This is a genomic window from Pseudomonas sp. ENNP23 (assembly GCF_001728945.1).
Lineage (GTDB): Bacteria > Pseudomonadota > Gammaproteobacteria > Pseudomonadales > Pseudomonadaceae > Metapseudomonas > Metapseudomonas otitidis.
Genome location: NZ_LYSP01000021.1, coordinates 1 through 20,968 on the forward strand (window position 1 = coordinate 1; position 20,968 = coordinate 20,968).

Here is a 20,968-nt window from a genome sequence, read left to right on the forward strand (position 1 = left end):
CTGTCGTGGGCATCACGGCCAAGGGCGTGGACGGCGACGTGGGCGCCACCATCACCCAGTACGAGCTGGTGGACAACGCCGGTGGCCGCTTCGCCATCAACGCCACCACCGGTGTGGTGACGGTTGCCGATGGCACCAAGCTGGATTACGAAACCGCCACCAGCCACACCATCGTGGTCAAGGCCACCAGCTCCGACGGCAGCACCAACACCCAGTCGTTCAACATCCAGGTGAACAACGTCAACGAGGCCCCCGTGGTGGTCGCCGGCGCCAACGTCAACGGCGTCGAAGACACCCACTACACCTTCGCCTGGAGCGACTTCAAGGTCAGCGACGTCGACGCCAACAGCACCCTGTCGATCAAGGTCGAGAGCCTGCCGATCGAAGGCAAACTGCAGATGCAGGTGAACGGCGCCTGGACCAACGTCACCGCCAACACCACCGTCACCAAGTCGGTGATCGACGCCGGCGGACTGCGCTTCGTGCCGGACAGCAACGAGTCCGGCCACGACAACTTCGGCGGCACCGGCGTCGGGCTGAACCAGGCCACCTACGCCACCTTCAAGTACAGCGGCAGCGACGGCGCCCTGAGCACCGCCAGCAGCACCATGAGCATCGACATCGCTCCGGTGGCCGACGTACCGACCCTGACCGTGAAGTCCGCTGCGACCAGCACGCTGTTCACCACCACCTGGGACTCCGCGCCCAACAGCAACAGCACCTCCCAGGACGTGGCCGGGCCGACCTTCGAGGACTGGACCCTGGTCACCACTGGCGACGTTCGCAGTGGCGGCAGGAACGTGTTCGAAGTCTGGGCCAACGGCGACAGCATGCAGAACCAGGCCGGCAACTCCATCACCGTCAGGCTGCCGGGCACCAACAATGGGGACGCGCTGGAACTCAACGACGCCGGCGGCAACATGTCCCAGACCCTGGGCGTCACCCGCAACGTCGCCACCGAGGTCGGCAAGGTCTACGAGCTGAACATGGACTACGCCGGTCGTCTGGGCTTCGACGCCAGCTTCACCAAGATCGCGGTCTACCTCGGCAACACCCTGGTGGGCGAGTACAGCTCCACCAGCAGCCAGACCAGCCTGAACTGGGAGAACATCCACTTCAGCTTCACCGGCACCGGCAAGACCGAAGCGCTGACCATCAAGCTGGCCGGCACCTCCACCGACTCCGCAGGTCGCGGTGCGCTGATCGACAACATCACCCTCACCTCCTCCCAGGGCGTGGTGGCCGGTGACGGCGGCGTCAGCGGCAAGACCAGCATCGCCCTGGCCAACTACATCAGCGGCGCGCTGACCGACACCGACGGCTCCGAGAGCCTGCGCTACGACCTCTCCAACCTGCCCAGCGGGGCCAGCGTGGTGGTCGGCAACACCACCCTGACGGCGACGAACGGCGTCATTTCCCTGACTGCAGCCCAGTTGGCCACCGCCAAGCTGCAGGTCAGCGGCTCGGTACGTGGCGAGATCGACCTGGACGTCAAGGCCGTGTCGGTGGAGCCCAACGGCAACACCGCCAGTTCCGCCAGCCAGCACCTGACGCTGAAGATCGTCGACGGTGGCGTCGGCCATGAAAGCCTCACCACCAACACCATCAACGTGGCGGACACCAGCACTGCGCTGTCCAGCGGCCTGACCGGCGAATACTGGGGCTACGCAGAAAGCGGCAGCACCCGGCCGAACCTCACCAGCCTCAAGCTGGTGGAGGACTACGTCGAGTCCCGCAGTGGCAACAGCACCAGCCTGATCGGCTCCAACGACAACGCGGCCGCCGCATCGGTCAACGCCACCTTCGTCGCCAACGTCATCGACTACGGCCTGAGGAACGGTTCCCCGGTGTTCAGCGACGATCTGGGCGACAACCGCAGCCTGTCCAACGGTGCCACCATCGGCAGCTCGGGCAACAACCGGAACAACCTGTACGACTTCCTCACGGCAGCCAGCACGGGCAACGTTTCCAACCTCAAGGCCGGCGGCGCGGGCCTGGGCGACACCTCGGACGCGATCATCCGCGCCCACGGTTTCCTCGACCTGGCCCAGGGTGGCACCTACGACATCCGCGTCACCGCGGACGACGGTTACCGCCTGATGATCGGTGGCCAGGTGGTGGCCGAGGCCGACTACATCCAGAGCACCACCTCCAAGGTGTTCAGCGGCATCGGCCTCAGCGGTGACCTGCAGGCGCTGGAGCTGCTGTATTGGGACCAGGGCGCCGCGGCCAGCCTGAAAGTTGAGTTCAAGCTCAGTGGCAGTGCCGACTCCACCTACAAGGTGCTGGGCGCCAGCGGCAGCGGACTGGAGATCTTCCAGGCCCCGGGCGCCGGGCAGGAACTGGTGCAGACCGACACCGGCTGGGCGCTGCATACCATCGGCACCACCAACGGGACCGAGGCCAGCGACCTGATCAACGGCAGCAAGTACGCCGACATCCTCAACGGCGGCAACGGCCACGACGTGCTCTACGGCAACGCTGGCCACGACCTGCTCAATGGCGGTGACGGCAATGACCTGCTGATCGGCGGCGTGGGCAACGACACCCTCACCGGCGGTGCCGGCGCCGACATCTTCGTCTGGAAGGCCGGCGACATCGGCAACGACGTGATCAAGGACTTCAACGCCGGCGAAGGCGACCGCATCGACCTCAGCGACCTGCTGCCCGATGCCGCCAACGCCAACAACATCCTTGACTACCTCAAGGTCGACACCACCACCAGCACCCTGCAGGTGAGCACCAGCGGCAACGTCGCCAACGGCGCCGATGTGACCATCAAGCTCGAAGGCGTGGACCTGACCCAGTACGGGTCGACTTCCTCGCAGATCGTCAGCTCGCTGGTGGCCGGCTCCGACCCGTTGGTGAAGACCGAGCACAGCTGATGAGGTCCCTTCCCGCCGCGCCCGGCCGCGCGGTGGGAAGTCCACCCTGCCCGGCCGCTGCAGGGCGCCCTTGAAAACCCGGGCGCGGTCGTCAGCGCATGGCTGAACGCCGTTTACAGGGTGTGAACAAGCCTGTTGCACCCGTTGACAACACCACACGATGACAACGCAGGTGGCTTTAGAAAGTGCCTGTTGTCTGCCCGCCGAGCCACGCGTATAGATGTGCGTCCGGCGCACCATGTCCAACCAGGGGGTATCCATGCTTTACGTGCAGCGCGACGACCGGGGCAAACTGGTCCGCGTCGAAGCGGCCGAGTTCGCCGGCCACCACGGCCAGCTCCCCGCCGACGATCAGGAAGTGCTCGCCTGGTACTCCAACCAGACCATCGAGGCCAGCCTGCTGCAGCTCAAGCAGAGCGACAGCGAAATGATCCGGGTGCTGGAAGACCTGATCAGCGTGCTGATGGCCAAGGGCGTCCTGCGCATCACCGACCTGCCACCGGCTGCCCAGTCCAAGCTGCTCAGCCGGACCCAGGCGCGGGAAGCCCTGGGCGGGCTCAACCGGCTGATCAACGACGACGATGCAGGCGTGATCTGAACGCCGCACCGGGCAGGCTCACACCGCCTGCCGCCCTCCAGGCCAGCGCTCAGACCCCGGCCGGCCCGGCACCGTCCCATTCGAACACCAGGGCCTTGAGCCCACCCTCCGGGTCCTCGTCGGCGAACTCCGGTGGGTTGGCCAGGCGTTCGCGGAACACCAGCCCCGGTGCTTCCTCACCCATCGTGCGAATGATGAAGTCGGCACCGGTGGACGGGTCGTTCACACAGGCCAGCACCCGCGCACCAGGCGCCAGCAATTCCGGCACGCGGCGGAGAATCTTGCGGTAGTCCCGGTCCAGCTCGAAGCTGCCGCGCTGGAACGACGGCGGGTCGATGATCACCAGCCCATAGGGCCCTTCCCGCTTCAGCCGCCCCCAGGACTTGAACAGCTCATGCCCGAGAAAGCTCAGCCGCCCCAGTTCATGGCCATTGAGGCGGTGGTTGTCACGCCCACGGGCCAGCGCCGCGCGGGCCATGTCCAGGTTCACCACGGCCTCGGCACCACCGGCGATGGCCGCCACGGAAAAGCCGCAAGTGTAGGCGAACAGGTTCAACACCCGGCGCCCTGCCGCCACCTCGCGCACCCAGCGGCGGCCATGGCGCATGTCGAGGAACAGGCCGATGTTCTGGTTGCGCATCAGGTCCAGCCGATAGGCCAGGCCGTCCTCGTGCATGGTCCAGGCATCCACTGCCTCGCCCCACAGGCACTCGGTCTCGCTGCCGGGTCGGTAGCGGTGCTGCAGCAGCACACTGCGAACGGCTCCAGCAGGCCAGACAGGCACCTCGGCCAGTGCCAGCAGCAGCGCGCGCAGTTCCTCCAGCGCCTCGGCCGGAGGCTCGCGGAACAGCGCCACCAGCACCACGCCCTCCAGCCAGTCCACGGTGACGTGCTCCAACCCCGGCCAGAGCCGACCACGCCCATGGAACACACGCCGGGTTTCGGCCGGCGGCTCAGCCAGGGCGGTGACGAGTCGGTGCCGGAGAATGTCGAAGGAGTCGGGAGTCATGGCGATATGCGTCGGGAAAAGGGGCGGCATTCTAAACCAAGGGCCGCCTCGCTGGAGTCATCGGCGCCTTCCGCTACGCTCAGAACCAAGGTTCCCCCATCCGGGCACCGACACGGCCGCCCGGACCCGCAGTACCCAGGATCACGACCCCGAGCATGAATGCATCCGCCCCTTCCAAGCCTCCTCCCCATCAGCGCACCCAACGGTTGGCACGCCTGTTCACCACCCTGGCCATCCTGGCGATCCTGGCCATGGAGGCCTGGCAGGTCTGGCTCGACTACCGGCAGGAATTCCACCGCGCCGAGGTCAGCGCCACCAACGTCACCGGAGCCGCCGCCGAGCACGCGCGGGACGCCATCCGCCAGGCCGACGCGCTGCTCTACGACCTCATCGAGCAAGTCGAGCACGACGGCCTGGCGCGGCTGGACACGACCCGCATGCACCGGCTGATGAAGCGCCAGCAGCAGTTCCTGCCCCAACTCCACGAGTTGTTCATCTACGACAAGGAAGGCAACTGCGTGGTAACCGACCGCGAGGTGGGTGGCCAGCCGATGAACAACGCCGATCGCGAGTACTTCCGCTACCACCGCGACGACCCCGACGACCGGGTACACGTCAGCCAGGTGATCCGCAGCCGCTTCACCGGCGACCTGGTGATCCCCATCTCGCGGCGCATCGACGACCGCAACGGCCAGTTCGTCGGCGTGGCCGTGGCCACCCTGGAAGTGGCCTACTTCAACCGTTACTACGAAACCTTCGACCTGGGCGAGCGCGGCATCATCGTGCTGGCCGAGCAGAACGGCGCCATCCTCGTCCGCCACCCCTTCGACCCCTACGCCACCGGCCGCAGCCTGGCCAATACCCACATCGTCAAGGACCTGCTGCCGGAGGCACCCGCCGGGCTCACGGTGGCCCGCTCCTCGCTGGACGACGTCGAGCGCCTGTTCAGCTACCGCCAACTGCAGGACTATCCCCTGCTGGTGGAAACCGGCATCGCCACCCAGTCCATCGCCGCGCCCTGGCTCAACCAGGTGGCCCGCTCATGCCTCGTGGTGGTGGTCGTGATCGCCGGCCTGGTGCTGTTCGCCGCCACCCTGGTGCGGCAAATGGAACAGGGCGCATTGGCCGAGGAGGAGCTGCGCCTGGCCCACGAGACCCTGGAGCAACTGGCCCTGGAAGACGCCCTCACCGGCCTGGCCAACCGCCGACGCCTGGACGCCGTGCTGCCCATCGAAGCCAGTCGGGCCCGACGCCTGGGCACGCCACTGGGCATCGTCATGCTCGATATCGATTACTTCAAACGCTACAACGACCACTACGGCCACCTCGCCGGCGACCAGTGCATCCGCGCCGTCGCCCAGGTGCTGGCCGGTTTCGCCCGTCGCCCCGGCGACCTGGCCGCGCGCTACGGTGGCGAGGAAATGACCCTGCTGCTGCCCAACGCTGCCCCCGAGGACACCCACTGCATCGCCGAGCAGATCCGCCAGGCCGTGCGTGCGCTGGAAATCCCACACAGCGGCAGCGACCACGGCGTGGTCACCGTCAGCCTCGGGTACCACGTGTACATGCCCCTCCCCCAGGACAGCAGCCCCCACGAGGCGCAACTGCTGCGCGCCGCCGACGAAGCCCTGTACCAGGCGAAGGGTGCAGGCCGTGACCGGGTTCACCCGCCGGCATCCTGAGCCCTGCAGACCGTCAAAAAGCGCTGCACCGTGACCACAGCCGTGCGTTACCATGGCGCGCCGCCCGGCAGTGGATGCCGGGCGTTTTCCCCCTGTTCTTCCAAGGAACGACAACGACAATGCTGTACGTCGTCATGCTCGGTGGTCGGCACCCCCGGGCCAAGATCGAAGTCCACGACGTGGTGTTCGCCTTCGCCGACACCATCGAAGACACCTACCCCCGCCTGCGTGAAGAGTGGTTCGGCAGCCGCGAAGGCCTGCACATCGACTCCTGGATGGCCATCGAAGGCGTCGACGGCTACCGCGTCAGCCTCAGCAGCCTGGCCCCGGCGCCCGGCTCGCCCCGGCTCTACTTCATCAACCTCGGCGGCTACGAGCCCGGCTCCTTCGGCGAAGCCCACCGCTACCTGCTGGTGGTCGCCCGCGACCGCGCCGAGGCCAAGGAGCGCGGCAAGCGCCGCATGCACGCCGATTGGGACAAACCCCACACCGACGCCCTGCTGGACGTGGACGACTGCATCCCCATCGACCTGCTCGACGGCCGCTACGTGCACCTCACTGAAGGCGAGCACCGGGGCATCACCCAGCGCAGCGACTACATCGTCCTGTCCTGAGCCCAAGGGCCAGGCACCAGGCCGCCAGGCAAGACGACCGGACCCGCCGCATCAGGAAAGACTCAGCGCACCCGGCTGGATACCCGCCGGGCAGCCTGGTGAGGCTGGAAGACGGCCGCTACGGCCTGGCGCTGGACTTGCGCCCGAGCCAGCCGCCGAGGCCGACGCTGCCCCTCCAGGACAGCCAGGTGCCCAAGGAGAAAGCGCTTGCCAACGCCCTGCGACCGACGCAGGTCCCGGCCAAGACGCGGGACTGTCTCACCTCCCGTCAACGCATCACCGGCTGTATCGTTCCGCGCACTCGCGGTTGAGGCGGATGGGCGGATTTCCGCCACTCACCCCCCTCCAGACACCATCCGGATGGCGGGTACCCGCCACCCGGTTGGTGACGCGCCATCCTGCAAGCCCCGCGCCACCCAGCCTGCGACCATATGGCACAGCCCTTGCTAATTTGGCCGCCCACGGTGGTCTCGGACCACCGTTCGCAGCCGCCGCCACAGGCGACGGCCAGAAGAACGCAGCGCCACCGCCCGGTCGCGCCCTTACAAAGGGCCCGGCCACACCGCGTGCACAGGGTGGCAGGCGCAGCCCGGAAGACTGGAAGGTTCATCGATGAAGAAACTGCTGCTGGCACTGACGTGCCTGAGCGTGGTCGGCTGCTCCCAGCCCGACGCCCCCGAACAACCCCTCGACGTGCTGCTGATCGGCGGCGGCATCATGAGTGCCAGCCTCGGCACCTACCTCCACGAGCTGGAGCCCGAGTGGACGATCGAGACCTTCGAACGCCTCGACCAGGTCGCCGAGGAAAGCTCCAACGCCCTGAACAACGCCGGCACTGGCCACTCCGCCTTCTGCGAGCTGAACTACACCCCCGAGACCGCCGACGGCGGCATCGACATCAGCAAGGCCGTGGCAATCAACGAATCCTTCGAGATCTCCAAGCAGTTCTGGGCCTACCAGATCGATCGTGGCGTGCTGAAGAACCCCCGTTCGTTCATCAACAACGTCCCGCACATGAGCTTCGTATGGGGTGACGACAACGTCGCCTACCTGAAGAAGCGCCACGCCGCCCTGCAGCACAGCAACCTGTTCCGCGGCATGGAATACAGCGAAGACCACGCCCAGATCGCCCAGTGGGTACCGCTGGTGATGCAGGACCGCGACCCGGCCCAGAAGATCGCCGCCACCCGCATGACCATCGGCACCGACGTGAACTTCGGCGAGATCACCCGCCAACTGTTCGCCTCCCTGTCCGAATCACCCAAGTTCAAGCTGAACCTGAGCCATGAAGTGCGCGACATCGTGCGCAACGCCGACGGCACCTGGAAGGTGGTGGTGGCCGACCTGGCAAACGACGGTGCCGAACGCGCCGTCAACGCTCGCTTCGTGTTCATCGGTGCCGGCGGCGGCGCGCTGAAGCTGCTGCAGAAATCCGGCATTGCGGAAGCCGAAGGCTACGCCGGCTTCCCGGTGGGCGGCTCCTTCCTGATGACCCGCAACCAGGAAATCGTCGCCCGTCACCACGCCAAGCTCTACGGCAAGGCCTCGGTCGGCTCCCCGCCCATGTCCGTCCCGCACCTGGACACCCGCGTGGTGGACGGCCAGGAAGTGCTGCTGTTCGGCCCCTTCGCGACCTTCTCCACCAAGTTCCTGAAGAACGGCTCGCACATGGACATGTTCAGCGCCATCACCACCGACAACATCGGCCCGATGACCACCGCCGGCATCGACAACCTGGACCTCAGCCAGTACCTGGTCGGCCAGTTGATGCTCGACCAGGACGACCGCATGGCCGCCCTGCGCGAGTACTTCCCCGATGCGCAGGACGCCGACTGGGAACTGATACAGGCCGGCCAGCGTGTGCAGGTGATCAAGAAAGACCCGGTGAAAGGTGGCGTGCTGCAGTTCGGCACCGAAGTGGTGAGCGCCGCTGACGGCTCCATCGCGGCCCTGCTGGGCGCCTCCCCGGGCGCCTCCACCGCTGCGCCGATCATGCTCAGCGTGCTGGAGAAGACCTTCCCCGAGAAGCTCAAGAGCGACGCCTGGCAGGCGCGCCTGAAGGCCATCATCCCGTCCTACGGCCGCAAGCTGAACGACGACCTGGACCTGACCAACAGCACCCGCGCCTGGAGTCACGAGCGCCTGCAGCTGGAGTTCATCCCCGTCCAGGCCGAGAGCACCCCGGCCCCGGCCGCCGCACTCTGATCCCCCCCTGCCCCGCCCGCCCTGGGCGGGGCATCGCGGCTGAAGCCGCTTCCGCACGACATTCAGCTACAAGCCGGGCTGAAACCCAGGCTCCCAGGTGAAAACGTTCGCGAGCAGAGCGCGCTCCTACGGGACCTGAACACGCGCCTGGCGCGTTCCCGGACCGAAGTCCGGGCGACGGCAGCCTGAAGTCCTCACGCCCTGGTCGGCAATGCCCGGCCCTCCACGCCCTCACCGATCACCAGACCATGCCCGCCGGCGATGTGCGCCTCGGGTAGCAGGCGGCACTCCAGACAGGCGACACAGAGCGGCGCCCAATGGTTACAGCCCGCGCAGGGCGAGCGCTGCCAGGCCCAGCAGGAGCACGCCGCACAGCCCGTGGCTGGCCCGCTGCCAGAAGGCCGAGGCGTTGCGCCGCAGCCAGGCCACCAGGCCGGCGCAGAGGAAGCAGCAGGCCACCGAGGCGGTCATGAAACCGGCGAAGAAGGTGGCGGTCTGGGCCAGGCTCGGGGCCTCGCCGACGATGCCGGCCAGAGCGCTGCCCAGAGCCCCCCAGTAGACGATGTTCTTCGGGTTGGTCAGGGAGATCGCCGCGCCGGTCAGCAAGGCGCCCCGGTCCGCCGTTGGAGCGGCTTCGTCGCCGGCCTCCGGCAGTCGCCAGGCATCCCCCAGGCTTCGCCAACCGAGCCAGGCAAGGTAGGCGGCACAGGCCAGGGTCAGCGGCACGCGCACCGCGTCCTGGGCCAGCAGCAGGGTCAGCCCGGCCAACCCCAGCAGTGCCCAGAGGGCATCGCCGGCCAGTGACCCAACCTGCACCATCAGCGCCGGACGGAAGCCATGCAGCAGGCCCCGGCGCAGGGTCTCGGCCAGGACGGCACCAGGCGACAGGCAGAACGCCACGCCGAACAGAAAGGCGGAAATGAACACCATCGACATCGAATGCTCCCAGGGCACGGCCAGAAAGGCGCGAGTATGCCGGCTCGCCCCAGGGCGGACTTGGATCAGATTGCAGCCTGGCCGCGCAGGCGCCGCCCCAGTTCGCCAGGGGTGATGCCGTAGGCGGCGCGGAAGTGCCGGTTGAGGTGGCTCTGGTCGGCGAAACCCAGGGCATGGGCCACGTCGGTGGCCGGCACGCCCGCCCGCAGCAGCCCACGGGCGCGGCAGGTGCGCAGTTGCATGGCCCACTGGCGCGGGCTCAGGCCGGTTTCCTTCTTGAAGGCACGCAACAGGTGGAAACGCGAGACGCCCACCAGCGCGGCCATTTCCTCCAGGTCGGGCGCGTCCTGCAGACGGTCGGCCAGCAGGGCCTGGACCCGAGCCACCGGCCCGCGCCCGAGGGCGGTGGTGCGCGGCAGGCGTGCGGCGCAGGCATCCACCAGGTGCGCCAACGCCTCCAGCAGGCGTTCCTCGGCGCGCTCGCGGACGTGGGGATCAGCCTGCAGGCCCAATACGACCGCTTCGCTCAGGCACTGCCCCAGACGCGGCTGGCGCCAGCAGGCACGCTCGAACTCCAGGTGGGCCAGGCCGAAGTCGGCCGCCAGTCGGTCAGCGGCCAGGTAGAGACCGGCGAAGCGCCAGGGCTCGCCGTCCTTCACGCCACCGCCCTGGATCTGGCCGGGGTTGTAGAGGGTGATGTCGCCCGGTTGGGCGCTGAAGGTGCGCCGATCCAGCCACACCTCTTCCACGCCGACGAGGTTGACCCCGATGACGCATTCGTCGTGGCTGTGTTTGGCGAAGCGGTGGCCGGTGCCGCTGCAATGGGCAACTTCCATCCAGCCCAGCATGGCCTGTCGGGAAGAGAACATCGCATCCGGCCCAGGAGGGAAAGGCGCCGAGCATACGGCGCCCGCTATCGGGCCGGCAATGTGCAGGCGGTCAGGCCACCTGGGCCGGGGACGGCTCGGCGAGGCTGCGACCCAGCGGCAGGTTGGCCATGGGCAGGCTGTGCAACGCGGTATCGGCCTCCAGGCGCAAGGCATCGGCCTCGTCGAGCAGTTGGCGCCACTGCCGGGCATCGATCACGGCGAAATCGTGCAGCGCATCGATGTAGCCGCGCGCCACCGCGAAGCGGTAGGCAAGCGCCCGGCGGTCCGGCGCGCTGCGCATCAGGGCCAGTTGCGTGCGCGCATTGTTCAAGGCCAGTTCGGAGGAAATCTTCATCATGTGGGCTCCTTGCATGCGTCCTCGCAGGGGCACCTCTTAAAACCTGGGCGAGGCCGTCAGCGCAGGTCGTTTTCAGAAGTGCCCGATAGTCGGCGCTCCCTGGCGCATCGACAGGGTTATGAACACGCCATCCCGCTCCAGGTTCAGCCGATCGTTCAACAGAACAGACAGGACCCCGTCAGGTGCGACGGGGTCCGACATCTCCTACGCAGTTGCCATTACAGGGCTATGACAGGCAGAGGCGCCCGGCCTCAACGCAGGCCGCGCAGGTGCAGGAAGCCGAACAGCAGGACCTGGACGCGCTCCAGCCAGGGCGAAGGCCGGGCCCGCAGCTTGCGGTTGAACAGCGCGGCTTCGCCGATGTGGGCCAGCAGGACCAGGGCGGAAACCAGCAGCAACGGCCGGTGCAGGGTATCGCCGAAGGGGTAGATGACGTTGAGCAGCGCCACCAGCCAGAACATGGCCAGCGCGCCCTTGAGGAAGGAAGGCAGGTGCATGGTGTCTCCATCGTGAGGGGCGGGAGACAGAGTGTGCCGCCTGGTGACGGCACGACTCTCCGCACTTTTGGTTGGCAGGACGCCCCGGCGGGCGCGCCCTGCCCGGCTCAGCGCACGGTGAGGGCGATGGGGGCGTCCTCGAAATCGAAGCAGCCGAGGAAGGTCTTGATGTCGAGCAGGTTGCCATCGACCTTCACGTCCCCCAGCAGCGCGCCCTTGAGCAGGCTGTTCTCGCCACTGATGACGGTGTCCAGGTAGCGCTTGTCGAGGGTCAGGCGCAGGGGTACGGCAGGGTCGATGCCGGACTTGAGCTGGGCCACGCCGCGGCGGACTTCCAAGGTCCAGGCTTCGTCGATGTCGGGGAAGGCGAAGCCCAGGGCCAGTTCGACGTCGCCGCTCTTCTCCGGGTCGATGCGGGTCACCCAGTTCTGCAGGAAGATGCGCGCCGGCAGGTTCTTCAGCATGTCCGGCGAGAGGAAGGCCGAACGCACCCGGCGGGACATTTCCAGCGCCACGTCGCCCTCCAGCTTGCCCTCCAGCTCCATGGCGCTCATCAGGTACCAGTTGCGCCAGTTGATGTTCATGCTGGCGTAGCCCAGGCGACGGAAGCTGCGGGCCTTGATGTCGCGGGCGAGCGTGTCGTCATGGTCGATGCGAATGGCGTAACCGGCCAGCTCGGCCGCCCACTGCCAGTCACCTTTCAGGTAGGCGTCGCCGGCTGCCATCAGCACCTTGTCGCGCCCACCCATGAGGGCGATCAGGCGCTTGGCCTTCTCCGCCGGCGGGATGGGGTCGAGGTCCACCGGGTCACCCTGGAACCAGCCCAGATAGCCCTGGTAGATCTGCCGCACGCTGTGCTTCACGGTGCCGTAGTACTCGCGCAGGTAGGGCGTGTAGCCGGCCAGGTGCGGCGGCAGCTTGACCTTCTCCACCAGTTCGTCAGGGGTCAGGCCCTTGTTCATCCAGCGCACGGTCTGGTCGTGGATATAGGCGATGCCGTCGCGGGTCATGCGCAGCACCTCCTCCACCTTCTCCCGCCCACTCACCGGCTGGCCGTGCAGCGGCACCATCACGTCAGCCTGGAAAGCGCGCAATTTGTCCAGGCTCGCCACCCACACCACCGGGTCGCGGAACTTGGTGCCGCGCAGGGTGTGGATGTTGGGCAAGGTCGGCCCCTGGATCACTTCGGCACTGATCAGCACGCGGTTGCCGGGCAGGTAGAGGACGATTTCGTCCGGGGCCTCGCTGGGCACATGGAGGAACTGCACCGGCAGGCCGGCGATGGTGGTGTCGAGGCTGTCGCGGAAGGTGTCGGTGGGGGCGATGAAGGTGGAGGCGCCCTCGTGGGCCTGCGGCCCGATCCCGGCGTTCATGTCGCGCCTGTCCTCGTCGGAGAGCGCAACGCCGAAGCTGTAGCCCGAGCGCATGGCGAGGATCGGCCCCACCAGCGAACCCTGGGTGACGACGTTTTCCAGCAGGGTTTCCTGGGCGTAGATACGCACCTCGCCGCTCTTGACCTGTTCTTCACTGACGAAGGCCTTCACGCCGTTGATGTGGTCCGGGTGGAAGTGGGTGTAGACGATGGCCTTGATGGGCTTGTCGCTGATCTTGCGGAACTCGGCGAGGACCTTGCGCGACTGATCCACCGACTCGCCGGTGTCGACGATGATCAGACCCTCGGGCGCCTCGATCATCACGCTGTTGGCGAGGTTCCAGCCCACCGCCGACCAGACGTTGTCGGCCACCTGGTAGACCTTCTGGTTGAAGTGCCGGGTGTGTTCGGCCAGCTCGGGGTTGATGCTGGCTTTCAGGGTTTCGTCAGGCAGCGCGGCGTCGGCCCCCAGGGGCAGGGTCGCGGCCAGCAGCAGGCTGCTGAAGCGGGTAGTCAGTCGCATGGTCGGCTCGTTGTTGTTGTGGATGAGCGCTGACAGGCTGGCAGCGGCCGAACGATAATGCCAATGCATTCTTATTCAGTTTTCAATGCAGACCGCGCATGAACGACCTTCGCCAGCTCCGCCACTTCGTCGCCCTGGCCGAACACGGCCACTTCGCCCGTGCCGCCGAGGCGGTGAGCCTCAGCCAGCCGGCCCTGAGCCGCAGTATCCAGGCCCTGGAGAACGGCCTGGGCTGCCGCCTGCTGGACCGGGGCCCGCGCCAGGTGAGCCTGACCGCCCACGGCCGGCTGGTGCTGGAGCATGCCCGGCGCCTGCTGGACGGCGACCGTGCGCTGCGCAGCGCCGTCTCCCAACTGGACAACCTGGGCAGCGGTGAACTGCGCCTGGGTGCCGGCCCCTACCCCGCCGCCCGCCTGGTGCCACGAGCGCTGGGGCGCTTTGCCGGGGCGCACCCGGGGGTGCGGGTGCAACTGGCCATCGACACCTGGTACAGCCTGCACCAGCGCCTGCTGGACGATGCCCTGGAGCTGTTCGTGGCCGATGTGCGGGAGCTGCGCGACGACCCGCAACTGGAGGTCACGTCCCTGCGTAGCTGGCCCGGGGTGATCTTCTGCCGACCGGGTCACCCGCTGCTGGGCCGACGCCGGCACCGGCTGACGGCGGCCGACCTGGCAGCCTACCCGCTGGCCGGCACCCAGGTGCCCGCCGAGGTGGCGCAGGCCCTGGGGCGGCTGGCAGAAAACGGCCAGCCACTGGGCATCGAGTGTGACAACTTCATGGTGCTGAAGGCCCTGGTGGCGGCAAGCGACGTGCTGAGCATGGCGCCACTGGACGTGGTGGCCGAAGAGATCGAAGCCGGGCGCCTGGCCCTGCTGGAGCTGGCGCCCGGCCTGCTGTCACAACGCTCGGCCTACGGCCTGGTCAGCCGCGCCGGGCGCACCTTGTCACCGGCCGCCGAGGCGATGCGCGAGTTGATCCTCGACGAGGACGCCCGCACCCCTGCGGCCTTGCCTGGCTGAGCTAGCGCCCCCAGCCACTGCGGCCATCATGGTCATGACGGCCACGGCCCTGCCAGTAACGTGGTCCGCCTTCCGGCTGGCCGCCCCAGTTCTGCAGGCGCGGGGTGTAGTCGTGGCGGCGTTCGTCCCAGTCGTTCCGGGGTTGGCGCCAGTCGTGGCGCCGGTACTCGTGGCGCTGGTAGTGCGGCGGGGTGCAGCCTGCCGTCGGCAAAATCCTTTACGGCGTATTTCCACGCACCACGGCGAGGCAGCGCGCCCCGTCCACCCGTGGGTATGGGCAGCGGGGCGGCCGGCAGACGGAGGGCCGGCGCCCCCGTATCAGGCCATCTGCGTGATGGTGGCGCGGAAGCGCCGCAGGGCGGCGAGGAAGAAGGCGCTGCCGATGGCGAGGATGGCGAGGAACTGCGGCCAGACGATGTCGAGGCCGGCACCGCGGTAGAGGATGCCCTGGGCCAGGGCGACGAAGTGGGTGGTGGGGGCGATCAGCATCACGTGCTGCACCAGCTCCGGCATGCTCTCGCGCGGGGTGGTGGCACCGGAGAGGATCTGCAGCGGCATCAGCACCAGGATGGTGAGCAACCCGAGCTGCGGCATGGAGCGGGCAACGGTGCCGAGGAAGATGCCCATGGAAGTAGTGGCAAACAGGTGCAGCGCGGCCCCTACCAGGAACAGCGACAGCGAGCCGCTGATGGGCACGGCCAGCCAGCCGCGTACCACGAACACCAGGCTCAGGGCGGTGGCCACCAGCACCACCAGCCCCATGGACCAGACCTTGGCCAGCATGATCTCGAAGGCGGTGAGCGGCATCACCAGCAGGTGCTCGACGGTGCCGTGTTCGCGCTCGCGGATCAGCGCGGCGCCGGTGAGGATGATGGAGAGCATGGTGATCTGGTTGATCACCTCCATCACCCCGCCGAACCAGGCCTGGGTGAGGTTGGGGTTGAACAGGGTGCGCATCTCCAGTTCCACCGGCATGGCCTGCTGGCCCCGGTGCCGGGCGACGAATTCGTTGACCTCGGTGGAGATGATGTTCTGCACGTAGCCGGCGCCGCTGAAGGCCTGGCCGATCTGCGTGGCGTCGACGTTGAGCTGCACCACCGGGTTGCGTCCGGCGAGCACGTCGCGCTGGAAGTCCGGCGGGATGTCGAGGGTGAAGGTGTAGCGGCCGGTGTCCATGCCACGGTCCATGCCGGCCTGGTCGATCAGCTCGGGCGTGCGGAAGTACGGCGGCTGGAAGGCATTGACCAGGCGATTGGAGAGCTGCGAGCGGTCCTCGTCGACCACGGCGATGGGCGCGTGGTGGAGGGTTTCCGGCAGGCCGGTGGCGGAGCTGTAGACGCCCATGCTGAAGGCCCAGAGGATCAGCGCCAGCATCGCGTAGTCACGCTGCAGGCTGCGGAACTCCTTGAGCCCCAGTTGCAGGATGTTGCTCAGGCTGCCCATTTCAGACCTCCTGCTTCTTCAGCGACAGGACGCTGAGGCCGAGCAGCACGGGGATGGTGATCAGCAACGGCACGAAGTAGCCGGCCAGGTCGCTGAACCCCAGGGCCTTGGAAAACACCCCGCGGCTGATGATGAGGAAGTGGGTGGCCGGATAGGCCTGCCCGACCAGGGCCGCCGCCCCCTCCAGGGACGACACCGGGTGGATCAGCCCGGAGAACTGGATCGCCGGGACCATGGTGGCGATGGCCACGCCGAACACGGCGGCGATCTGGCTGCGCATGAAGGTGGACAGCAGCAGGCCGAGTCCGGTGGCGGTGATGACGTAGCACAACGCGGCCAGCACCAGGGTGACGAAGCTGCCCTTGAGGGACACCCCGAACACCACCACGGCCAGAGCCACCATGAGCAGGAAGTTGATCATGCCCATGGCGACGTAGGGCAGTTGCTTGCCAAGGAGGAATTCCAGGCGGGTGACCGGCGTGACGTAGAGGTTGGTGATGGAGCCCAGCTCCTTCTCGCGCACCACGCCGAGGGCGGTGAGCATGGCCGGGATCATGATCAGCAGCAGCGGGATCACCGCCGGCACCATGGCTTCCAGGCTCTCCACGTCGGGGTTGTAGCGGTAGCGCACTTCGGTGGTGACTGCCGTGGTGTAGCCGCCGGAGGGCGAGCGCCGCGCGAGTTCAGCGAGGTACTCCAGGTGCAGGCCCTGGACGTAGCCCTTGACGGTGTTGGCGCGGGTGGGCATGGCACCGTCGATCCACACGCCGACGGTGGGCCGGGCGCCGCGCTTGAGGTCGCGGCCGAAGCCCGGCGGGATCTCCACCGCCAGGCTCAGCTCGCCGCTGCGCATGCGCCGGTCCAGTTCGGCGTAGTCGTGGATCGGCGCGCGCTCGATGAAGTAACGCGAGCCGGCCAGGTTGAGGGCATAGGCCTCGCTGGTGGTGGTCTGGTCGCGGTCGAGCACGGCATAGGAGAGGTCTTCGACGTCCATGCTGATGCCGTAGCCGATGATGAACATCAGCAGCACGGTGCCCAGCAGCGCGAGGGTCAGGCGGATCGGGTCGCGGCGCAGCTCCATGCTTTCGCGCCGGGCGTAGCTGAACAGGCGGGCGAAGCTGAAGCCCCGGTCCTTGCTCGTGCCCTCCCCGCCCTTTGCCAGCACCGGTGCGGCCTGGGGCGCCTGGCCGCTGATGCCGGCGGCCTCTTCGAGGTAGGCGATGAAGGTGGCTTCCAGAGTGGGCAGGTTGCGCTTGGCGATGAGGCCGGCGGGGGTGTCGCTGTCCAGCACGCGCCCGGCGTGCATGAGGGAGATGCGGTCGCAGCGCTCGGCTTCGTTCATGAAGTGGGTGGAGATGAAGATGGTGACGCCGTCGTTGCGCGAGAGGTCGATCATCAGCTCCCAGAAGCCGTCGCGGGCCACCGGGTCCACGCCGGAAGTGGGTTCGTCGAGGATCAGCAGCTCGGGACCGTGGATCACCGCCACGGCCAGCGACAGGCGCTGGCGGATGCCCAGAGGCAGGCCTTCGGGCAGCTCGTCCTGCACGCCGTCGAGGTCGAAGCGCTGGAGCATTTCGCCCACCCGCGGGCCGATGCGCTCGGGCGGGAGGTGGAACAGCCGGGCGTGCAGTTCGAGGTTCTGCCGCACCGTCAGTTCGCCGTAGAGGGAGAAGGCCTGGGACATGTAGCCGACCCGCCGGCGGGTGGCCAGGTCGCTGGCGTCGACGTCCTGCCCGAACAGGGCGCAGCGCCCTTCGCTGGCCGGCAGCAGGCCGGTGAGCATCTTCATGGTGGTGGACTTGCCGCAGCCGTTGGAGCCGAGGAAGCCGAAGATCTCGCCGCGCTCGATGCGGAAGCTCACGCGGTCCACGGCGACGAAATCACCGAAGCGGCAGGTGAGCCCTTCGGCTTCGATGGCGATCTCGCCGTTGCCGCGCTTGCGGGGCGGGATGCTCAGGCGGTGGTGGCCGCTGCGCTTCTCTTCGGGCAGCAGGGCGATGAAGGCTTCTTCAAGGGTGTCGCAGCCGGTGCGCTGGCGGATCTCGGCCGGGGTGCCGGTGGCGAGTACCCGGCCGGCGTCCATGGCCACCAGGCTGTCGAAGCGGTCCGCCTCTTCCATGTAGGCGGTGGCCACCAGCACGCTCATGCCTTCGCGGCCCTGGCGGATGCGCCCGATCAGTTCCCAGAACTGGTTGCGCGACAGCGGGTCGACGCCGGTGGTGGGCTCGTCGAGGATCAGCAGGTCGGGGTCGTGGATCAGCGCGCAGCACAGGCCGAGCTTCTGCTTCATACCACCGGAGAGTTTGCCGGCGGGCCGTTCGCGGAAGGGGTCGAGCCCGGTGCTGCGCAGCAGGTCGTCGATGCGCCGTTCGCGTTCGGCACGGTCGTGGCCGAACAGGCGTCCGAAGAAGTCGACGTTCTCGAACACGGTGAGCGTCGGGTAGAGGTTCTTGCCCAGCCCCTGGGGCATGTACGCGACCCGCTGGCAGATGGCGCGGCGGTGGCGGGCCGAGCGCATGTCGCCGTCGAGCACGCGGATGCTGCCGCTCTGCATGCGCCGGGCGCCGGAGAGCAGCGCCAGGAGGCTGGACTTGCCGACGCCGTCGGGGCCGATGAGCCCGACCATGCAGTTGGCGGGGATGGCCAGGTCGACCTCGTTCAGGGCGAAGGTGTCGCCGTAGCGCAGCGAGACCCCGCTCAACTGCGCTACATGGCTGACGGCGTTCATCAGGGCACCTTGATTTCGAGGTGCTCGGGCCAGGTGGCCGCTTCATCCAGCTTGAGGTAGGCCATGCCGGGTACGCCGGTCTTCACGGCGGTGATGTGCTGCTTGAGCAGCGCCGGGTCGATGCGGGCCTTGACGCGGAACACCAGCTTCTCGCGCTCGCTGGCGGTCTCTACGGTCTTGGGGGTGAATTGGGCGACGCTGGCGACGTAGGAGACCTTGGCGGGGATGACGTACTGCGGCACGGCGTCGATCACCAGCCGCGCTTCGGAGCCGAGGGTGACGCGGCCAGCCTGGGGCGCGGGGAGGAAGAAGGTCATGTAGACGTCGCCCAGGTCCACCAGGTTGAGCAGCTTGCCACCGGCCCCCAGCACTTCGCCGGGCTGGGCGACGCGGTACTGCACGCGGCCGTCGCGGGGGGCCTTGAGCAGGCTGTCTTCGATGTCGGCTGCCAGCCGGGTGACGGAGGCGCGCGCGGCTTCGATGGCGGATTCGGCCTCGATCACCTGGGAACGGGCGGCTTCGATACCGGCCTTGGCCGAGACCACCTGGGAGCGCGAGGCGGCCAGGGCGGCCTGGGCGCTCTGCATCACGGCGCGGTCATCGTCCAGTTGCTGTTGGGGCAAGGCATTGCGCTTGACCAGGGCCTCGGTGCGGGTGAAGCGCTTGCTGGCGGCGGTCAGCTCGGCCTCACGCTGGCCGACCACGGCTTCGGCAGTGGCCTGCTCGCTCTGTCGCTGGGCCACCAGGGCCTGGGCGGTGAGGCGAGCGTTCTCGGTCTGGCGCACCTGGGCTTCGGCCTGGGCGAGCTGGGCCTGGAGCACCTGGGTGTCCATACGCGCGACCACCTGGCCGACCTTCACGAAGTCACCCTCGTCCACGAGGATTTCGGCCACGCGGCCGGCCAGCTTGGTGGCCACGTCCACTTCGGTGGCCTCGATGCGGCCATTGCCGCTGGCGAAGCCCTCTCCCAGGCCGGCCGGGCGCAGCACCCACCAGGCGCCGGCGCCGAGCGCGGCGACCACGAGCGCGGAGACGATCCAGCCCCGAACCTGTTTGCTTGGTTGCTTCATTTTTCAGTCCATTTCCTTGTGATGGTGGGGATCATCCGATAACTCCACGGAAATCACCTTGATACAGGTCAGGGTGCCTCCGCCGAGGATGAGGGCGCTTCCAGCGACTTGCGATATGATGGCGCCCGGCCTGATCGGCCAGACTCTCCAGTGACCGGCGCCAAGGCGCCATGGACCTTGTATGAACGACACCCTTCAAGACACCGGCGCTCCGGCCGCCCCCGAGACCAGCCCTGAGGCGACCGAGAAAAAGCCGAAGCAGAGCCTGCCCTGGTACCAGACCCTGAAAGGCCACGACCGTGGCCAACGCCCCGGCATGCCGCCGCGCGGCTCGCGCCGTTCCATGGGCAAGCGCTGACACTCTGTGCCCCGCCGGCGACCCCTTGCGGGTCGCCTGGACGCGGCCTTCGATCCTTGCCTGGCCGCGTCGATACCTGTCCCTCATCTTGCGTCCTCCGTGACTCCGGGGTTCAGCGGCGGCTGCTCCAACGAGGCCGCCCCATGCGCCAATCCCTCGTCGTCCTCCTGCTGTTGCTCTCGCCTGTTGCCGCCCTGGCAGACGACTTGCGCCAATGGGTGCCGGCCAGCGAGATGCCTGGAATCCTAGAGCGACTTCGCGGTGATAACCACTCGCATTTCGCCGTGGTGGATTACGGCCAGCGCTCCAACGAGCCACGCTTCCTGCTGTTCGAGCGGCGCAGCCATGCGCTGCTGGGGCGGTTTCGCGTGGCCCACGGGCGCGGCTCGGACACGGACCACGATGGCTACGCGGAGCGTTTTTCCGATCGTCCAGGCAGCCTGGCGTCTTCACTCGGGGTGTTCCGCACGGCCGAGGTGTTCAAGAGCGAGGCCCCGGGCCACGGCCTCTCCATGCGCCTGGAGGGGCTGAGCCACAGCAACCGCAATGCGATGGCACGGGCCATCGTGGTGCATGCACGGGACTACATGGAGCGGGACTTCATCGAGGCCCACGGTGTGGCGGGCCGCAGCAACGGCTGCCTGGTGCTGGCCAGCGCCGACCGTGACCGGGTGATCCGCCAGTTGCAGGGTGGCGCACTGATCTTCGCCATCGGTCCGCGCTGACGATTTTGCGTGCCGGCTCACGCCGCCGGGTGGCACTGTCATTTTCCGGTCGCTTTTGGGCTTTAGCGTCAGGTCTC

18 protein-coding genes are annotated in these 20,968 nt (G+C 67.8%); 8 read left to right on the plus strand and 10 right to left on the minus strand.

The genetic code is table 11. From position 1 onward, the window contains the following. Positions 1-2,885 (plus strand): type I secretion C-terminal target domain-containing protein (locus A9G05_RS13250; protein ID WP_139131156.1); only part of this gene is annotated, 2,885 nt, incomplete at its 5' end. A 259-nt stretch (positions 2,886-3,144) separates the two neighbouring features. Beyond that, on the plus strand, positions 3,145-3,483 hold the full coding sequence (locus tag A9G05_RS13255; protein WP_069561432.1) for a tryptophan synthase subunit beta: 339 nt from the start codon (positions 3,145-3,147) through the stop codon (positions 3,481-3,483). A 49-nt stretch (positions 3,484-3,532) separates the two neighbouring features. Here A9G05_RS13255 and A9G05_RS13260 read toward each other — a convergent pair whose 3' ends face one another. After that, complete coding sequence (locus A9G05_RS13260) at positions 3,533-4,492, minus strand: class I SAM-dependent methyltransferase (RefSeq protein WP_069561433.1); 960 nt, start codon at positions 4,490-4,492, stop codon at positions 3,533-3,535. A 155-nt stretch (positions 4,493-4,647) separates the two neighbouring features. Here A9G05_RS13260 and A9G05_RS13265 point away from each other — a divergent pair, with 155 nt between their 5' ends. From A9G05_RS13265 to mqo, 3 genes are all read left to right on the plus strand, one after another. Then, positions 4,648-6,174 carry a diguanylate cyclase gene (locus A9G05_RS13265; RefSeq protein WP_069561434.1) on the plus strand — a complete coding sequence of 509 codons (1,527 nt, stop codon included), beginning with the start codon at positions 4,648-4,650 and terminating at the stop codon, positions 6,172-6,174. A gap of 119 nt (positions 6,175-6,293) precedes the next feature. Beyond that, positions 6,294-6,788 (plus strand): DUF1543 domain-containing protein, encoded by a 495-nt coding sequence (locus tag A9G05_RS13270; RefSeq protein WP_069561435.1) that lies wholly within the window; start codon positions 6,294-6,296, stop codon positions 6,786-6,788. A 612-nt stretch (positions 6,789-7,400) separates the two neighbouring features. Then, positions 7,401-8,993, plus strand: coding sequence for a malate dehydrogenase (quinone) (gene mqo / locus A9G05_RS13275; protein ID WP_069561436.1), 1,593 nt, complete (start codon positions 7,401-7,403; stop codon positions 8,991-8,993). 321 nt (positions 8,994-9,314) lie between these two features. Here the strand turns inward: mqo and A9G05_RS13280 are convergent, their stop codons facing one another. The 5 genes from A9G05_RS13280 to A9G05_RS13300 form a co-directional block, all read right to left on the minus strand. Then, positions 9,315-9,929 carry a LysE family transporter gene (locus A9G05_RS13280; protein ID WP_069561437.1) on the minus strand — a complete coding sequence of 205 codons (615 nt, stop codon included), beginning with the start codon at positions 9,927-9,929 and terminating at the stop codon, positions 9,315-9,317. Between the two features lie 65 nt (positions 9,930-9,994). After that, positions 9,995-10,798 carry an AraC family transcriptional regulator gene (locus A9G05_RS13285; protein WP_069561438.1) on the minus strand — a complete coding sequence of 268 codons (804 nt, stop codon included), beginning with the start codon at positions 10,796-10,798 and terminating at the stop codon, positions 9,995-9,997. Between the two features lie 70 nt (positions 10,799-10,868). Next, the gene (locus A9G05_RS13290; protein ID WP_069561439.1) at positions 10,869-11,156 is read right to left on the minus strand and encodes a hypothetical protein; all 288 of its coding nucleotides are present in this window, start codon (positions 11,154-11,156) and stop codon (positions 10,869-10,871) included. 251 nt (positions 11,157-11,407) lie between these two features. Next, positions 11,408-11,653, minus strand: a complete 246-nt coding sequence (locus A9G05_RS13295) for a DUF1145 domain-containing protein (protein WP_069561440.1) — start codon at positions 11,651-11,653, stop codon at positions 11,408-11,410. Between the two features lie 107 nt (positions 11,654-11,760). Beyond that, the gene (locus tag A9G05_RS13300) at positions 11,761-13,548 is read right to left on the minus strand and encodes an alkyl/aryl-sulfatase (protein ID WP_069561499.1); all 1,788 of its coding nucleotides are present in this window, start codon (positions 13,546-13,548) and stop codon (positions 11,761-11,763) included. A gap of 98 nt (positions 13,549-13,646) precedes the next feature. Here A9G05_RS13300 and A9G05_RS13305 point away from each other — a divergent pair, with 98 nt between their 5' ends. After that, positions 13,647-14,567, plus strand: a complete 921-nt coding sequence (locus A9G05_RS13305) for a LysR family transcriptional regulator (protein WP_069561441.1) — start codon at positions 13,647-13,649, stop codon at positions 14,565-14,567. A 1-nt stretch (position 14,568) separates the two neighbouring features. On the opposite strand, the gene A9G05_RS13310 is transcribed toward A9G05_RS13305, so the two are convergent. The 4 genes from A9G05_RS13310 to A9G05_RS13325 form a co-directional block, all read right to left on the minus strand. Then, entirely contained in the window at positions 14,569-14,778 is a 210-nt protein-coding gene (locus A9G05_RS13310) for a hypothetical protein (RefSeq protein ID WP_069561442.1), read from the minus strand. 107 nt (positions 14,779-14,885) lie between these two features. Beyond that, entirely contained in the window at positions 14,886-16,010 is a 1,125-nt protein-coding gene (locus A9G05_RS13315; RefSeq protein ID WP_044405802.1) for an ABC transporter permease, read from the minus strand. Between the two features lies 1 nt (position 16,011). Next, complete coding sequence (gene rbbA, locus A9G05_RS13320) at positions 16,012-18,738, minus strand: ribosome-associated ATPase/putative transporter RbbA (protein WP_069561443.1); 2,727 nt, start codon at positions 18,736-18,738, stop codon at positions 16,012-16,014. Then, a complete protein-coding gene (locus A9G05_RS13325) occupies positions 18,738-19,808 on the minus strand; it encodes an HlyD family secretion protein (protein WP_069561444.1) in 1,071 nt (356 codons plus the stop codon). The genes rbbA and A9G05_RS13325 overlap by 1 nt, the downstream gene beginning before the upstream one ends. A gap of 181 nt (positions 19,809-19,989) precedes the next feature. On the opposite strand from A9G05_RS13325, the gene A9G05_RS27665 reads away from it, so the two are divergent. Together A9G05_RS27665 and A9G05_RS13330 are read left to right on the plus strand one after the other, a co-directional pair. Further along, positions 19,990-20,166: a hypothetical protein gene (locus tag A9G05_RS27665; RefSeq protein ID WP_171902717.1), complete on the plus strand. Its 177-nt coding sequence runs from the start codon at positions 19,990-19,992 to the stop codon at positions 20,164-20,166. A gap of 143 nt (positions 20,167-20,309) precedes the next feature. Continuing rightward, entirely contained in the window at positions 20,310-20,891 is a 582-nt protein-coding gene (locus tag A9G05_RS13330; protein WP_069561445.1) for a murein L,D-transpeptidase catalytic domain-containing protein, read from the plus strand. The last annotated feature ends 77 nt before the right edge of the window (positions 20,892-20,968 follow it).

Coding starts and splice junctions, on each gene's coding strand:
- A9G05_RS13260 (WP_069561433.1), bottom strand. CDS start 4,492: ATGACTCCCGACTCCTTCGACATTCTCCGGCACCGACTCGTCACCGCC.
- A9G05_RS13300 (WP_069561499.1), bottom strand. CDS start 13,548: ATGCGACTGACTACCCGCTTCAGCAGCCTGCTGCTGGCCGCGACCCTG.
- A9G05_RS13255 (WP_069561432.1), top strand. CDS start 3,145: ATGCTTTACGTGCAGCGCGACGACCGGGGCAAACTGGTCCGCGTCGAA.
- A9G05_RS13270 (WP_069561435.1), top strand. CDS start 6,294: ATGCTGTACGTCGTCATGCTCGGTGGTCGGCACCCCCGGGCCAAGATC.
- A9G05_RS13315 (WP_044405802.1), bottom strand. CDS start 16,010: ATGGGCAGCCTGAGCAACATCCTGCAACTGGGGCTCAAGGAGTTCCGC.
- rbbA (WP_069561443.1), bottom strand. CDS start 18,738: ATGAACGCCGTCAGCCATGTAGCGCAGTTGAGCGGGGTCTCGCTGCGC.
- A9G05_RS13295 (WP_069561440.1), bottom strand. CDS start 11,653: ATGCACCTGCCTTCCTTCCTCAAGGGCGCGCTGGCCATGTTCTGGCTG.
- A9G05_RS13325 (WP_069561444.1), bottom strand. CDS start 19,808: ATGAAGCAACCAAGCAAACAGGTTCGGGGCTGGATCGTCTCCGCGCTC.
- A9G05_RS13330 (WP_069561445.1), top strand. CDS start 20,310: ATGCGCCAATCCCTCGTCGTCCTCCTGCTGTTGCTCTCGCCTGTTGCC.
- A9G05_RS13305 (WP_069561441.1), top strand. CDS start 13,647: ATGAACGACCTTCGCCAGCTCCGCCACTTCGTCGCCCTGGCCGAACAC.
- A9G05_RS13285 (WP_069561438.1), bottom strand. CDS start 10,798: ATGTTCTCTTCCCGACAGGCCATGCTGGGCTGGATGGAAGTTGCCCAT.
- A9G05_RS13280 (WP_069561437.1), bottom strand. CDS start 9,929: ATGTCGATGGTGTTCATTTCCGCCTTTCTGTTCGGCGTGGCGTTCTGC.
- A9G05_RS13290 (WP_069561439.1), bottom strand. CDS start 11,156: ATGATGAAGATTTCCTCCGAACTGGCCTTGAACAATGCGCGCACGCAA.
- A9G05_RS27665 (WP_171902717.1), top strand. CDS start 19,990: ATGAACGACACCCTTCAAGACACCGGCGCTCCGGCCGCCCCCGAGACC.
- mqo (WP_069561436.1), top strand. CDS start 7,401: ATGAAGAAACTGCTGCTGGCACTGACGTGCCTGAGCGTGGTCGGCTGC.
- A9G05_RS13265 (WP_069561434.1), top strand. CDS start 4,648: ATGAATGCATCCGCCCCTTCCAAGCCTCCTCCCCATCAGCGCACCCAA.